The 14,179-nt window shown below is 72.0% G+C and carries 11 protein-coding genes and 1 pseudogene; 6 read left to right on the top strand and 6 right to left on the bottom strand.

The window, feature by feature from the left end:
- Nucleotides 1-233: 233 nt before the first annotated feature.
- Entirely contained in the window at nt 234-1,670 is a 1,437-nt protein-coding gene (locus tag ACFXJ5_RS29340) for a cytosine permease (protein WP_384637415.1), read from the bottom strand.
- 152 nt (nt 1,671-1,822) lie between these two features.
- On the opposite strand from ACFXJ5_RS29340, the gene ureA reads away from it, so the two are divergent.
- The 6 genes from ureA to cimA all read left to right on the top strand — a co-directional run bounded on the left by ureA (nt 1,823) and on the right by cimA (nt 9,245).
- Nucleotides 1,823-2,518 (top strand): urease subunit gamma, encoded by a 696-nt coding sequence (gene ureA / locus ACFXJ5_RS29335; protein ID WP_384637412.1) that lies wholly within the window; start codon nt 1,823-1,825, stop codon nt 2,516-2,518.
- Complete coding sequence (locus tag ACFXJ5_RS29330; RefSeq protein ID WP_384637409.1) at nt 2,515-4,221, top strand: urease subunit alpha; 1,707 nt, start codon at nt 2,515-2,517, stop codon at nt 4,219-4,221. Before ureA ends, ACFXJ5_RS29330 begins: the two co-directional genes overlap by 4 nt.
- Before the next feature lie 22 nt (nt 4,222-4,243).
- On the top strand, nt 4,244-5,380 hold the full coding sequence (locus tag ACFXJ5_RS29325; protein ID WP_384637406.1) for an agmatine/peptidylarginine deiminase: 1,137 nt from the start codon (nt 4,244-4,246) through the stop codon (nt 5,378-5,380).
- Between the two features lie 74 nt (nt 5,381-5,454).
- Nucleotides 5,455-6,009, top strand: a complete 555-nt coding sequence (locus ACFXJ5_RS29320) for a TetR family transcriptional regulator C-terminal domain-containing protein (protein ID WP_384637431.1) — start codon at nt 5,455-5,457, stop codon at nt 6,007-6,009.
- Nucleotides 6,010-6,044: 35 nt separating this feature from the next.
- Nucleotides 6,045-7,361 carry an MFS transporter gene (locus ACFXJ5_RS29315; protein ID WP_384637403.1) on the top strand — a complete coding sequence of 439 codons (1,317 nt, stop codon included), beginning with the start codon at nt 6,045-6,047 and terminating at the stop codon, nt 7,359-7,361.
- 279 nt (nt 7,362-7,640) lie between these two features.
- The gene (gene cimA, locus ACFXJ5_RS29310; RefSeq protein WP_384637400.1) at nt 7,641-9,245 is read left to right on the top strand and encodes a citramalate synthase; all 1,605 of its coding nucleotides are present in this window, start codon (nt 7,641-7,643) and stop codon (nt 9,243-9,245) included.
- On the opposite strand, the gene ACFXJ5_RS29305 is transcribed toward cimA, so the two are convergent.
- The 5 genes and pseudogenes from ACFXJ5_RS29305 to ACFXJ5_RS29285 all read right to left on the bottom strand — a co-directional run bounded on the left by ACFXJ5_RS29305 (nt 9,200) and on the right by ACFXJ5_RS29285 (nt 14,166).
- Nucleotides 9,200-10,051, bottom strand: a complete 852-nt coding sequence (locus tag ACFXJ5_RS29305) for a ketose-bisphosphate aldolase (protein WP_384637397.1) — start codon at nt 10,049-10,051, stop codon at nt 9,200-9,202. The two genes, cimA and ACFXJ5_RS29305, sit on opposite strands and share 46 nt — an antisense overlap.
- Entirely contained in the window at nt 10,048-10,935 is an 888-nt protein-coding gene (locus ACFXJ5_RS29300) for an SIS domain-containing protein (RefSeq protein WP_384637395.1), read from the bottom strand. The genes ACFXJ5_RS29305 and ACFXJ5_RS29300 overlap by 4 nt, the downstream gene beginning before the upstream one ends.
- 44 nt (nt 10,936-10,979) lie before the next feature.
- Nucleotides 10,980-11,276, bottom strand: a pseudogene (locus tag ACFXJ5_RS29295) (NAD(P)-dependent oxidoreductase); the annotation flags it as partial.
- Complete coding sequence (locus ACFXJ5_RS29290) at nt 11,261-13,045, bottom strand: beta-galactosidase family protein (RefSeq protein ID WP_384637392.1); 1,785 nt, start codon at nt 13,043-13,045, stop codon at nt 11,261-11,263. The gene ACFXJ5_RS29290 and the pseudogene ACFXJ5_RS29295, both read right to left, overlap by 16 nt.
- Before the next feature lie 38 nt (nt 13,046-13,083).
- A complete protein-coding gene (locus ACFXJ5_RS29285; RefSeq protein ID WP_384637389.1) occupies nt 13,084-14,166 on the bottom strand; it encodes a LacI family DNA-binding transcriptional regulator in 1,083 nt (360 codons plus the stop codon).
- Between the last annotated feature and the right edge of the window lie 13 nt (nt 14,167-14,179).

The raw sequence follows: 14,179 nt of genomic DNA, 5'->3' as shown, positions 1-14,179 counted from the left end.
CTACGGCGGTGGGTGGTTGGGGCCGTGTTGTGCCAGCCCTCCCCCAGCCTTCGGCCGGGGGGACCCCCACCTCGCTTCGCTCGCCTCAGGCGGACGGCCTACCCACAACCCGGATGGGCAAAATCAGCCCGTCCGGCGTTTGAGGACACTCCCCCAGAGGGGGCACCCCCAGAAGGGCGTTCGGGGGTCCAGGGGGCTCGCCCCCTGGTTTCGGGAAGGGGCGGGGTGGGGGATCAAACCCGCCCGGCGGCCACCGGCACCGGCTCCGCAACCACCACCGCCGGCGCGGGGTGCGCACGGCCCGCGTGAAGGGCCAGGTAGGTGCATGCCGTAATGGCCCCGGATATCAGGAAGCTGAGATCCACCCCGCCGGTGAGCCGCAGCAGCGGCCCGCTGTAGAGCGGGGTGTCCACGGCCGCCAGGCCGACCGCAGATCCCGCCGTCCAGGCCACGGCGGCCTGGACGTTCCACCCGGCGCGGTACCAGTACAGGCCGCCCTTCGACCGCCGGTTGTAGACCTGAAGCGCATCCGCGTCGTACACCCCCCGACACCGCCGGAAGCCCAGCAGCGTCACGACGGCCCATGGCGTGCCCACGGCCGTCAGGAGGAGCACGAACGACGTCATCGCGTCCTGTGCGGCCCACGCGAAGTGCCCGAGGTAGACCAGAAGCGTGGAGACGCCCGCGACGACGTACGTCGCCTGCGTGCGGGTCGCCTTCGGCAGGATCGCGTCCAGGTCGAGGCCCATGCTGTAGAGCATCAGGCCCGCATTTCCGACGGACCCCGCAGAGGCGTTGACGAGCAGGAAGACCAGATACCAGGCCGGCGCGGCGGCGACCAGCGGGCCCGCGCAGTCGTCGAGGGCGCGGACCGCGAGCGCGGTGAAGGTGCCGAAGAGCTGCGGGATCAGCAGGCCGATGACCAGGCCGAGGGACGTGGCCCAGAAGACCCGGGGCTGGGAGACCCGGCGCGGCGATATGTAGCGGGTGTAGTCGCCGAGCAGGGTGATGAAGGCGATCGGCCCGCTGAGCCCGGCGGAGACCGCGGCCAGCAGCCAGGTGGGCCAGAAGCCGCCGAGCAGATAGGACGCGCCGGCGGGGGCGGCCGTGCTGAACATCCCTGCGTACGCGACGATGCCCACCGCCAGCAGCAGGGTCAGGCCGACGGCGAGCGCGCGGCTCAGCCGCAGCAGCATCCGGTATCCGAAGACGGCCGAGGTCGCCGTGCAGGCGGCGAGCAGCGCGTAGACCACGGCGTAGCTCGCGCCGCCGGTCGGCAGGCCGAAGAGCCGGTGGAGGCAGCCGACGACGGCGTCGCCGCCCACCCAGAGGGTCAGCGCGGTGTAGCCAAGCGAGAGCAGCAGGCCGATGACGGAGCCGAGGAGCCGGCCCCGTACGCCGAAGTGGGCGCCGCTGCTGGTGGAGAGATTGGTCGCGGTGCGCAGCGAGACCAGCGCGAGCGGGGCGACCAGCAGGGTGCCGACCAGGGTCCCGGCGACCAGCGCGCTGAAGGACGCCCACCAGCCGAGCCCGACGGAGACCGGGAGCCAGCCGAAGACGATCACGCCGAGGGCGAGATTGGAGCCGAGCAGGATGCTTATCAGGTCCCGGGGGCGACTGGTCCGCTCCTCGTCGGGGACGGTGTCCACTCCCCGCTGTTCGATCTGCATGGGCGAGCTCCCTGGAGGGCGTAAGAAGTTAGAGCGTCGTTCAAACTCATCTCAATGTGACCCACGTCGACGAGGAAATCAAGGCTTTACATCTGCGCAATGTTACGTTAGAGTGACGTTCTAAGTCTTTGGATCATGGGAGGTGCGACGACATGCGGCTGACCCCGACGGAGCGCGACCGCCTGCTGCTGTTCGGCGCCGCGGAGCTGGCTCGGGCGCGGCGGGCAAGGGGCCTGCGGCTCAATGTGCCGGAGGCGACCGCGCTGATCGCCGACACCGTCTGTGAGGCGGCCCGGGACGGCGCCCGGCTGGCCGAGGCGATCGCCGCGGCCCGCGAGGTGCTGGGTCCGGAGGATGTGCTGCCCGGCGTCGCCGATGTCGTCACCGAAGTGCACGTCGAGGCCGTCTTCGACGACGGCTCCCGGCTCGCCGTGGTCTCCGACCCGATCGGCGGTGGCTCCCTGCGGGATGCCGCCCCGGGCGCCGTCCTGCCCGGCCCGGCCCACGCCGAGCCGGCGAACGCGGTCCTGGTGACCGTGAGGAACACTGCCACGGTGCCGGTCAGCGTCACCTCGCACTTCCACTTCTTCGAGGCCAACCCCCGCCTGGACTTCGACCGGGCCGCCGCCTACGGCATGCGGCTGAATGTCCCGGCCGGCTCCTCGGTCCGCTTCGGACCCGGCGAGACGGGCGAGGCCGGGCTCGTCCCGATCGGCGGCGCCCGCGTCGCCATCGGCTTCGCCGGACTCGTCGACGGCCCGCTCGACGCGCCCGGCGCGAAGGAAGAGGCGCTGCGCCGCGCGGCCGCCTGCGGCTATCTGGGAGCGGAAGCGGGAGCAGAGCGATGAGCATCGATCCGTACGAGTACGCAGCCGTGCACGGCCCGCGCGCCGGCGACCGGGTTCGGCTCGGTGACTCGGGCCTGGTGGTCCGGGTCGAGTCCGACTCGCAGAAGCCCGGCGACGAGTTCCTGGCCGGTTTCGGCAAGACCGCCCGCGACGGGCTGCACCTCAAGGCCGCCGCCGTCCGCGAGACCTGCGATGTCGTGATCAGCAACGTGCTGGTCATCGACGCCGCCGTGGGCATCCGCAAGGTCTCCATCGGCATCCGCGAAGGCCGCATCCACGCCATAGGGCGGGCCGGCAACCCGGACACCATGGACGGCGTCGACGTCGTGGTCGGCACCGGCACCTCGATCGTGCCCGGTGAGGGCCTGATCGCCACCGCCGGCGCCGTGGACACGCATGTGCATCTGCTCTCGCCCCGGATCATGGAGGCCTCGCTGGCCTCCGGCGTGACCACCGTCATCGGCCAGGAGTTCGGCCCGGTGTGGGGCGTCGGCGTCAACTCGCCGTGGGCGCTGCGCCGCGCCTTCAACTCCTTCGACGCCTGGCCGGTCAACATCGGCTTCCTGGGGCGCGGTTCGTCCTCCGACCCCGCCCCGCTGGTCGAGGCCCTGGCCGAGGGCGGCGCCTCCGGATTCAAGGTGCACGAGGACATGGGCGCCCACACCCGCGCCCTGGACACCGCCCTCCGCGTCGCCGAGGAGCACGACGTCCAGGTCGCCCTGCACAGCGACGGGCTGAACGAGTGCCTGTCGGTCGAGGACACCCTCTCCGTGCTCGACGGCCGCACGATCCACGCCTTCCACATCGAGGGCTGCGGCGGCGGACACGTACCCAATGTGCTGAAGATGGCCGGCGTGCCCAATGTCATCGGCTCGTCCACCAATCCGACCCTGCCCTTCGGCCGGGACGCGGTCGCCGAGCACTACGGCATGATCGTCTCCGTACACGACCTCAAGCCCGATCTGCCCGGTGACGCCGCCATGGCCCGCGACCGCATCCGCGCCGGGACGATGGGTGCCGAGGACGTGCTGCACGACCTGGGCGCCATCGGCATCACCTCCTCCGACGCGCAGGGCATGGGCCGGGCCGGCGAGACCGTCCGCCGCACCTTCGCCATGGCCGGGAAGATGAAGACCGAGCTCGGGCCCCTTCTTCCCCATGGAGGGGAGGCCGGCGACGGGCCGCAGGACGACAACGCCCGCGTGCTGCGCTACATCGCCAAGCTCACCATCAACCCGGCGATCGCCCACGGCCTCGCGCACGAGATCGGCTCCATCGAGGTCGGCAAGCTCGCCGACATCGTGCTGTGGCGGCCGCCCTACTTCGGGGCCAAGCCGCAGCTGGTGCTCAAGTCCGGTTTCCCGGCGTACGGCGTCACCGGCGACCCCAATGCGGCGACCGACACCTGCGAGCCGCTGGTGCTCGGGCCGCTGTTCGGGGCGCACGGCGCGACGGCCGCCGACCTGTCGGTGGCGTTCGTGGCCCGCGCCGCCGTGGAGTCCGAATCCGACCGGATGCCGACCCGCCGCCGCAGGGTCGCGGTGCGGGGAACCCGGGGCATCGGCCCGGCCGACCTCGTCCTCAACTCCCGCACCGGGCAGGTGGATGTCGACGTCCGCACCGGCCTGGTGACCCTCGACGGCGCCCCGATGCGCTCCGAGCCCGCCGACCAGGTCTCCCTCAGCCGCCTCTACTTCTTGTGACATGGACCAAAGGACCAGCAGGATGAGCAACCACCCCGCCGCCGACGGCTTCTCGATGCCCGCCGAATGGGCGCCGCACCAGCGCACCTGGATGGCCTGGCCGTCGCCCAGCATCACCTTCGAGGACGGCGCCGATCTCGCCGAGTCGCGCGCCGCCTGGGGCGAGGTGGCCCGTACGATCGCCCGCTTCGAGCCGGTCACGGTCGTAGCCCGCCCGGAGGACTCCGCCGAGGCGCGCACGCTGCTCGGCGAGGGCATCTCCGTCGTGGAGGCCCCGCTCGACGACGCCTGGATGCGCGACATGGGCCCGACCTTCCTCACCGGCACCGGCACCGGCACCGGCACCGGCACCGGCACCGGCACCGGCACCGGCACCGGCACCGGCACCGGCAACGGCAACGGCAACGGCGACAGCAACGGCGACAGTGCCGGCCAACTCGCGGCCGCCGACTGGGTGTTCAACGGCTGGGGCGCCCAGGACTGGGCCGCCTGGGAGCACGACTCCAAGATCGGTGCCTTCGTCGCCGAGCAGGCCGGCGCCCGCCGCTTCACCACGTCCTTCGTCAACGAGGGCGGCGGCATCCACGTCGACGGCGAGGGCACCGTCCTGCTCACCGAGACCGTCCAGCTCGACCCGGGCCGCAACCCCGGCTGGACCCGCGAGCAGGTCGAGGCCGAGCTGCACGGCTTCCTCGGCACGAGCAAGAGCATCTGGCTCCGGCGTGGCCTCACCGCCGACTACGGCCGCTTCGGCACCCGCGGCCATGTCGACATCGTCGCCGCCTTCGTCCGGCCGGGCGTGGTCGTCGTCCACAGCCAGCAGGACGCCGCCCACCCCGACCACGCCGTGTCCCAGGAGGTCATCGCCCAGTTGCGGGCCTCGACCGACGCCAGGGGCCGCAGGCTGGAGGTCGTCGAGCTGCCCGCGCCCGGCGTCCAGGAGGCCGACGGCGAGCTGGTCGACTACTCGTACGTCAACCACTACCTCTGCAACGGCGCGGTCATCCTCTGCGCCTTCGACGACCCGGCGGACGCGGTCAACGCGACGATCTTCCAGGGGCTCTTCCCGGACCGCGAAGTCGTCCTGGTGGACGCTCGTACGATCTTCGCCCACGGCGGCGGCATACACTGCATCACTCAGCAGCAGCCCCAGGTCTGACCAGCACGGAGGACGCGGTGACCGAGTCGGCCCCCCGCCCCCGGCGGCGGCAGAAGCAGCCTCGCGAGGACGTGATGGCCGCCGCCATGGAGACCATCGCCGAGCGCGGGCTGTCCGAGCTGACGATAGCGGGGCTCGGCCGTCAGGTCGGCATGAGCAGCGGCCACATCCTCTACTACTTCGGCAGCAAGGACGAGCTGCTGCTGCAGACCCTGGAGTGGAGCGAGGAGCAGCTGGGTCACGAGCGGCGCAGGACGCTGGCCCGCCGCGACAGCCCGCGCGAGCGGCTCGAAGCGGTCATCGACCTCTACCTGCCCGACGGCCGCCGTGATCCGCGCTGGACCCTCTGGTCCGAGGTGTGGAACCGCACCACGGCCGCCGAGGAGACCCTCCTGCGCCAGCTCGAACTGGAGCTGGTCTGGCACCGCGACCTGGTCGCCCTGCTCGCCGAGGGCATCTCCCACGGCGCATTCCGCCCCGTGGACCCCGAGCGCTTCACGGTGCGGCTGCGCGCCCTCCTCGACGGCTTCGGGGTGCCGCTGGTCGTCGGCCTGCCCGGCACCGACCGCGAGCAGGTGCTGGGCCACGTAAGGGAGTTCCTGGACGAGGCGCTCTTGCCGCGGACGTAACGGTTCCGGCACGGTGGGTGACCATGGAAGCCACCATGGGACGAGAGCACTGGAAGAAGATCTGGGTCGGCTCGGCCGGCAACATGGTCGAGTGGTTCGACTGGTTCGTCTACGCGAGCTTCGCCACCTACTTCGCCGCCGCGTTCTTCCCCGGCGACAACCCCACCGCCCAGCTCATGAACACCGCCGGCATCTTCGCTGTCGGCTTCTTCATGCGCCCGGTCGGCGGCTGGCTGCTCGGCAGATACGGCGACCGCAAGGGCCGCAAGGCCGCGCTGACCCTCACCGTCACCCTCATGTCCGCCAGTGCCGTCCTCATCGCCGCCGCCCCGACCTACGCCGTCGCGGGCTACGGGGGAGCGGTCGTCCTGCTGATCGCCCGCATGCTGCAGGGGCTGTCGGTCGGCGGTGAGTACGCGGCCAGCGCCACCTATCTCACCGAGGCCACCGACCCGCGAAAGCGCGGCTTCGCCTCCAGTTTCCAGTACGTGTCGATGACCGTCGGCCAGATCATCGGCCTGGCCCTGCAGATCCTGCTCCAGCGCACCATGTCCGACGCGGCCCTGCACAGCTGGGGCTGGCGGCTGCCCTTCATCGTCGGCGCCCTCGGTGCGGCCGTCGTCTTCTATCTGCGCCGCACCATGCTCGAATCCGAGCTGTACGAGGAGGACGCGCACAGCACCGCCGCCGAACGCGGCACACTCACAGCGCTGTGGCGGCACAAGCGCGAGGCCGGCCTCGTCATCGCCCTCACCATGGGCGGCACCCTCGCCTACTACACCTACACGACCTACCTGACGAAGTACCTCTCCAACAGCGCCGGGCTGTCCAAGAACACTGCGACCCTGGTCAGCTTCTTCGCGTTGATCATCTTCGCCGGCATCCAGCCCGCCGCCGGAGCGCTCTCCGACCGCATCGGCCGGCGCCCGCTGCTGATCACGTTCGGCGTCTGCGCCACCTTCCTCACCGTGCCGATCATGACCCTGCTCCGGCATGTCGGCAGCTTCTGGCCCGCCTTCGGGCTGGCTCTCTTCGCCCTCGTCATGATCACCCCGTACACCGCGCTCAGCGCCGTCGTGAAGGCCGAGCTCTTCCCGACCGGCGTCCGGGCGCTCGGTGTCGCCCTGCCCTATGCCATCGCCAACTCGCTCTTCGGCGGCACGGCGGAATACGTGGCGCTGTGGTTCAAGGACGCGGGCCACGAGTCCGGCTTCTACTGGTACGTCGCCGGATGCGCGGCCGTATCGCTGGTCGTGTACGCCGCCATGCGCGAGACGCGCGACGTCGACCTGGGCCGTCTGGGCCGCGACGAGACCGCAGCCGGGGACCGGAGAAGCGTGCCCGCATCGTGAGACCTGCCGCCGGGCCGGCGCATCCTGTGCGAGACTGCCATCGTGCTTTCGCTCGCCACGATGATTATTGGCAGGGCGCGCCGGTCCGCAGTATCCGCACCGTAGACGACATACGGAGCGGAAACCGTGTCCCAGACCCGCGCGCAGACCTCTCGCACCCGCGAGGGGTTTTTTCGTTTCCCGGCCCACCCACGCCGGACAGCGGAGCGCGAGGGATGATGGGGGCAAGTGGAACCCGGTCTTCCGGAACCACTCACCCGACAGGAGTTGGAAGAGACCATGACGGCCGAACTGGACGACAGCTTTCACGTCTTCGACACCACGCTGCGCGACGGCGCGCAGCGCGAGGGCATCAACCTCACCGTCGCCGACAAGCTGACGATCGCCCGGCACCTGGACGACTTCGGGGTGGGCTTCATCGAGGGCGGCTGGCCCGGCGCCAACCCCCGCGACACCGAGTTCTTCGCCCGCGCGGCCACCGAACTCGACCTCCAGCACGCCCAGCTGGTCGCCTTCGGCGCCACTCGCCGAGCCGGCGGCAACGCCGCGGAGGACCAGCAGGTCAAGGCCCTGCTCGACTCCGGCGCCCCGGTCATCACGCTCGTCGCCAAGTCCCATGACCGGCATGTCGAGCTCGCCCTGCGCACCACCCTCGACGAGAACCTCGAGATGGTCCGCGACACCGTCTCCTACCTGCGCTCCCAGGGCCGCCGGGTCTTCGTCGACTGCGAGCACTTCTTCGACGGCTACCGCGCCAACGCCGAGTACGCCAAGGCCGTCGTCCGCGCCGCCCACGAGGCCGGCGCCGACGTCGTCGTCCTGTGCGACACCAACGGCGGCATGCTGCCCGCCCAGGTCCAGGCCGTCGTCGGGGTCGTCCTCGCCGACACCGGAGCCCGCCTCGGCATCCACGCCCAGGACGACACCGGCTGCGCCGTCGCCAACACCCTGGCCGCCGTCGACGCCGGCGCCACCCACGTCCAGTGCACCGCCAACGGCTACGGCGAGCGGGTCGGCAACTCCAACCTCTTCCCCGTCGTCGCCGCCCTGGAGCTCAAGTACGGCAAGACGGTCCTCCCCGAGGGCTCGCTCGCCGAGATGACCCGCATCTCGCACGCCATCGCCGAGGTCGTCAACCTCACGCCCTCCACCCACCAGCCCTATGTGGGCGTATCCGCCTTCGCCCACAAGGCGGGCCTCCACGCCTCCGCGATCAAGGTCGACCCCGACCTCTACCAGCACATCGACCCCGAGAGGGTCGGCAACACCATGCGGATGCTCGTCTCCGACATGGCCGGCCGCGCCTCCGTCGAGCTCAAGGGCAAGGAACTCGGCGTCGACCTCGGCAGCGACCGCGAGGCCATCGGCCGCGTCGTCGAGCGCGTCAAGAAGCGCGAGCTCCAGGGCTACACGTACGAGGCCGCCGACGCCTCCTTCGAGCTGCTGCTCCGCGAGGAGGTCGAGGGCCGCCCCTACCGTTACTTCCGCGTCGAGTCATGGCGCGCCATCATCGAGGACCGCCCCGACGGCACCCACGCCAACGAGGCCACCGTGAAGGTCTGGGCGAAGGGCGAGCGCATCGTCGCCACGGCGGAGGGCAACGGCCCCGTCAACGCCCTCGACCGGGCGCTGCGCGTCGGCCTCGAAAAGATCTACCCCCAGCTCGCCAAGCTCGAGCTCGTCGACTACAAGGTCCGCATCCTCGAAGGCAAGCACGGCACCGAGTCCACCACCCGCGTCCTCATCACCACGAGCGACGGCAACGGCGAATGGGCCACGGTCGGCGTCGCCGAGAACGTCATCGCCGCCTCCTGGCAGGCCCTGGACGACGCCTACGCCTACGGCCTGCTGCGCGCCGGCGTCGAGCCCGAGCCGCAGGCGTAACCCGGGGCCGGACCCTGGGCCTGGGCTGCCAGCAGCGTCAGCAGCCGCGCGACCTCGGCCGCCACCGCCTCGCGGGCCGGGCCGAGGTACTTGCGGGGGTCGGTCAGGGACGGGTCGGCGTCGAGCACCGCGCGCAGGGCCTGGGTGAAGTGGCCGTTGATGTGCGTGGCGATGTTGATCTTCCGCATGCCGTGCGCGACGGCCCGTACGAGGTCCGCCTCCGGCACGCCCGACGAGCCGTGCAGCACCAGCGGTACGGGCACGGCGTCCCGGAGCCGGGCGATCAGGGCGAAGTCCAGTTCGGCGTCGCGCGTGCGCATCGCGTGCGAGGAGCCGACGGCCACCGCCAGGGCGTCGACCCCGGTGGCGGCGACGTACGCGGCGGCCACGCCCGGATCCGTACGCGCGCCCGGGGCGTGGACGCCGTCCTTGCCGCCGATCTCGCCGAGTTCGGCCTCCAAGTGGACGCCGGCGCGGTGGCAGTGCTCGGCGACGGCGGCGGTGGCGGCGACGTTCTCCTCGTACGGCAGCGCGGAGGCGTCGTACATCACCGAGGTGAAGCCGAGGGCGACCGCCTCCTCGACCAGGGCGGGGTCGGTGGCGTGGTCGAGGTGGACCGTCACCGGGACGGTGGCGGCACGGGCGATGGCCAGTGCGGCGAGGGCGATCGGCTCCAGGGCGCCGTGGTAGCGGACGGTGTTCTCGCTGATCTGCATGACGACCGGGAGCCCGGCACGCTCGGCGCCCGCCGCGATGGCGGTGGCGTGCTCGATCTGGACGACGTTGAAGGCGCCGACTGCCGTCACGGCAGGATCACCGACCGGGTGAGATTGCGCGGGGTGTCCGGGTCGAGGCCGCGTGCCTCCGCGATGGCCACGGCCAGCCGCTGCGCCCGCACCAGATCGGCGAGCGGATCCAGGCCGCTCGCCTCCAGCACGCCGCCGGTGCGGGCGATGTCGGCGCCCAGGCCGTCCGGCACCGGGCCGAAGGCCCAGGCGACGCGGTTCGGCCCGGTGATCGAGATCGGCCCGTGCCGGTACTCCATCGCCGGGTACGCCTCGGTCCACGCCCCGGCGGCCTCCCGCATCTTCAGGGCGGCTTCGAGCGCGATGCCGTACGTCCAGCCGGTGCCGAGGAAGGTGAACTGCTCGGCGCCCACCAGCCCTTCGGGGAGCGGCTCGGCGATCGCCCGCCGCGCGTCGGCGACGGCGGGGGCGAGGTCGTGGCCGAGGTGGGTGCGCAGCAGCGCGAGCACGCTGGTCGCGAACCGGGTCTGGACGACCGACTTCTCGTCGGCGAAGTCCAGCACGACGAGGTCGTTCACGAGGTTCGGCGCCGCGATCGGGGTGTCGGGGTCGCCGATGATCGCGGTGGTGTGGGTCGTACCGGAGACGTCCCTGAGCACCTTCAGGACCTCGGTGGTGGTGCCGGAACGGGTGATCGCCACGATCCGGTCGTACTCCCGCCCGCTCGGGAACTCCGAGGCCGCGAAGGCGTCCGTCTCGCCCTGGTCCGCGTACTGCTCGCGCAGCACCGCGTACGCCTGCGCCATGAACCAGGAGGTGCCGCAGCCGACGACCGCCACGCGCTCGCCCGGGGCGGGCAGTTCGGCGGTCAGACCGGTGGACAGCTCAGCGGCCCGCTCCCAGCAGTCCGGCTGGGTCGCGATCTCTTCCGACGTGATCGACATGGAGTGTTTGTATCCGTTCGTGAGTCGTTTACGCGCGGAGACGGTTACGCGGACCGCGTGAGCGCGTCGGGCCGTACCGGATCCGCGAAGGGGTTCCCGGAGGCGAAGCGTTCGAGCTCGTCCATCGCGGCCTGGGCCATGCGTGCCAGCTCGTTGCCCAGGGACCCCGCGATGTGCGGGGTGAGCAGGACGTTCGGCAGATCGTAGAGCGGGGAGCCGGCCGGCAGGAAGTCCGGGTCCGTGACATCCAGTACGGCGTTGAGCCGTCCGCTGACCAGCTCCTTCGTCAGCGCGCCCGTGTCGACGATCGAACCGCGCGCCGTGTTCACGAGGGTCGCTCCGTCCGGCCCAGCTCGGGCCGGCTACGGAGCTCCACCGCCGGCGCGCCGGCGAAGCCGTCGAGCTCGAGCACGACGACCTCGTTGCGCCCCGCGCGCAGCAGCGGCCACGGCAGGTAGAGCGTCACCTGCGGCCCCCGGTCCCAGTAGCGGCCCAGGCAGAAACCGTTGACCCAGACGTAGCCCTTGGTGCCGCCGGGCAGGGCCAGATACGTGTCCGCGGGCTCCCGGACCTCCAGGCGGCCCCGGAGGAAGACCGGCCCCGGTCCCGCCGAGGCGACGGCGCCCCAGGGCAGCTCGGGCAGCGGGCCGTCCAGCGGGACCGGGCGCATGGTCCAGCCGTGCACGTACTGCTGGGTGTGCAGCACGGCCGCGACGCCCTTGCGGTCGCCCAGCGCGGGCCCGTAGTTGACCCGGCCCATCGACTCGACCAGCAGCCCCAGGCGTACGCCCTCGCCGTCCACCGCGACCTCCGTGGCCTCCCTGGCCTCGGGGCCGTCCCGCTCCAGTACGGCGACCTGCCGCCCGTCCACGTACACGTGCGCCCGGTCGGCCAGCCCCTCCACCGTCAGCGGATACGCCTGGCGCGGACCCGGGACCGTCGCCTCGTACAGCACCAGGCCGTGCGCGATCCCCAGCTCCTCGAAGGACAGCGGGACGGGGGAGTGGACCGGCCCGGTGGACACGGCGTCCAGGACGTCGAACAACCGCACCGGGTCGTGCAGTTCCACCCGCCCGGGTGGCAGCAGCGGCGGCATCGCCTCCGGCTCCGGGGGAGCCAGCTCGGCGTACCGCGACAGCACCTCGCGGAAGGCCCAGAACTTCGGCGTCGGGGCGCCGCGTTCGTCGATCGGGGCGTCGTAGTCGTAGGACGTGACGGTCGGCTGGTACGCCCCCGCGTGCCGGGGCCCGCCGCGGTTCGCGCCGGCCCAGGTGCCGAAGGTGGTGCCGCCGTGCGCCATGTAGATGTTCACCGAGGCCCCGGCGGCCAGGATCTCGGCCAGCGTCGCGGCCGCGTCCTCGGGCGCCCGCACGGTGTGCTTCTCGCCCCAGTGGTCGAACCAGCCGCACCAGAACTCCATGCACATCGCCGGGTCGTCGGGCCGGACGGCCCGCAGCCGCTCGAACGCCTCCGTGGCCCGGTCGCCGAAGTTGACGGTGGCCAGATGTCCGGGCAGCGCGCCGCCGGTCAGGAAGAAGTCGTCGGGCCCGTCGGAGGTGAACAGCGGTACGTCGATGCCGCGTTCGCGCAGGGCCGCCGCCTGGTGCTCCAGATACGGTCGATCGGACCCGTACGATCCGTACTCGTTCTCGATCTGCACCATGAGCACATTGCCGCCGCGCGTCACCTGGTGCCGTGCGATCACCGGGACCACGCAGTCCAACCAGCGCTCCACGTGCGCCAGATACGCCGGATCGCTCACCCGCAGCCGCATCGCCCGGTCGGCGAGCAGCCACCACGGCAGCCCGCCGTTCTCCCACTCCGCGCAGATGTACGGCGACGGGCGGACGATCGCGTGCAGCCCGGCGTCGGCGGTGGCGCGCAGGAAGGCGTCGAGGTCGGCGAGGCCGGAGAAGTCGTACGCGCCGGGGCGCGGCTCGTGGAGATTCCACGGGACGTACGTCTCCACGGTGTTGAGGCCCATGGCGCGCAGCATGCGCAGCCGGTGCGGCCACTGGTCGGGGTGGGTGCGGAAGTAGTGCATGGCGCCGGACAGCAGGCGCAGGGGGCGGCCGTCGAGGCTGAACCCCTCGGGCGATATCTCGAACATGAGGGGTTCTCCGGCGAAGACGGTCGGGCGGGGCGGGGTCAGGAACTCGACGAGTCCCGGATGTGCAGCTCGGGAAGGATGGCCAGCCGGTGCTTGGGGCGGTCGGGGTCGGCGATGCGGGCGGCGAGCAGCTCCACGGCGGCGGCACCGACGGCGTGCTTGGGCGGGGCCACGGCGGTGAGCGGGATGTCGGCCAGGGCGGCGACCTCGTCGTCGTACGCGACGACCGCGACATCGCCGGGGACGGCGAGCCCCCGGGCGCGCAGCCGCTGGAGGACCAGGATGGCGTCGTGGTCGTTGTGGACGATGGCGGCGTCGATCCGCCGTTCGGTGACGGCGTCGACGAAGGCCTCGATGTGCCGGTCGCGCTCGGCCTGGGTGGCGGTCTCGGGCGGTGGCGAGTCGAAGCGCAGGTCCTCCGGGGCGTCGAGGCCCGAGGCGGCCATCCCGGCGAGGTAGCCCTCCTTGACCCAGGGCGCGGTGGGCGTGTTGCCGCGCAGGACCAGGGCGATGCGGCGGCGGCCGGCGTGGGCGAGGTGGCGGACGGCCAGCCGGGCGCCGTAGACATGGTCGGAGACGACCCGCTCGACACCGGCCGTGTCGTCGTCGGGGCGGCGTTCGACGAGGGTGACCGGCACGGTCAGCCCTTCCAGCCAGCGGCGTTCCTCCGTGCCCCCGCACGGGGTGATCAGCAGGCCGTCGATGCCGTCGTCGAGCATCCGCTGGGCCTGGGCCTGCTCCTCGGCCGGGTTGTACTGCGAGATGCCGAGTATCAACCGGATCCCCAGGGTGCCGGCCGCCTCGCGGGCGCCCTTGATCACCTCGGGGTAGTAGTAGTCGGCGGCCGGGACGATCAGGCCGAAGGTGCGGGCCACGGCCCGGGCCCGCGGCGCGAGGGGGAAGGCGGTCTCGGCCGGCGGTCCGGCGGTCTCCGCCCGGGTCTCGGGCAGGACGGCGCCGCCGTGCACACGGGCGATCAGCCCGCGCTCGGCGAGCGTCTCGACATCGCGGCGTACGGTCACGGGCGAGACGCCCAGTTCCTCCGCGAAGTCGGTCACCCGCAGCGATCCGCGATCGCGCAGCCTGCGCAGTATCGCCTGGTGTCGTTCTTCGGCGTGCACGCGGTCCAGCTCC

It is taken from the genome of Streptomyces sp. NPDC059373 (assembly GCF_042751495.1).
Classification (GTDB): Bacteria; Actinomycetota; Actinomycetes; order Streptomycetales; family Streptomycetaceae; genus Actinacidiphila.
This window is presented reverse-complemented; position numbering and strand designations above follow the sequence as displayed.

What these genes read in the sequence shown, in the direction of transcription:
- ACFXJ5_RS29340 (WP_384637415.1), bottom strand. Translation starts at nt 1,670, where the DNA reads ATGCAGATCGAACAGCGGGGAGTGGACACCGTCCCCGACGAGGAGCGG.
- ACFXJ5_RS29320 (WP_384637431.1), top strand. Translation starts at nt 5,455, where the DNA reads ATGGCCGCCGCCATGGAGACCATCGCCGAGCGCGGGCTGTCCGAGCTG.
- ACFXJ5_RS29290 (WP_384637392.1), bottom strand. Translation starts at nt 13,045, where the DNA reads ATGTTCGAGATATCGCCCGAGGGGTTCAGCCTCGACGGCCGCCCCCTG.
- cimA (WP_384637400.1), top strand. Translation starts at nt 7,641, where the DNA reads ATGACGGCCGAACTGGACGACAGCTTTCACGTCTTCGACACCACGCTG.
- ACFXJ5_RS29325 (WP_384637406.1), top strand. Translation starts at nt 4,244, where the DNA reads ATGAGCAACCACCCCGCCGCCGACGGCTTCTCGATGCCCGCCGAATGG.
- ACFXJ5_RS29300 (WP_384637395.1), bottom strand. Translation starts at nt 10,935, where the DNA reads ATGTCGATCACGTCGGAAGAGATCGCGACCCAGCCGGACTGCTGGGAG.
- ureA (WP_384637412.1), top strand. Translation starts at nt 1,823, where the DNA reads ATGCGGCTGACCCCGACGGAGCGCGACCGCCTGCTGCTGTTCGGCGCC.
- ACFXJ5_RS29330 (WP_384637409.1), top strand. Translation starts at nt 2,515, where the DNA reads ATGAGCATCGATCCGTACGAGTACGCAGCCGTGCACGGCCCGCGCGCC.
- ACFXJ5_RS29315 (WP_384637403.1), top strand. Translation starts at nt 6,045, where the DNA reads ATGGGACGAGAGCACTGGAAGAAGATCTGGGTCGGCTCGGCCGGCAAC.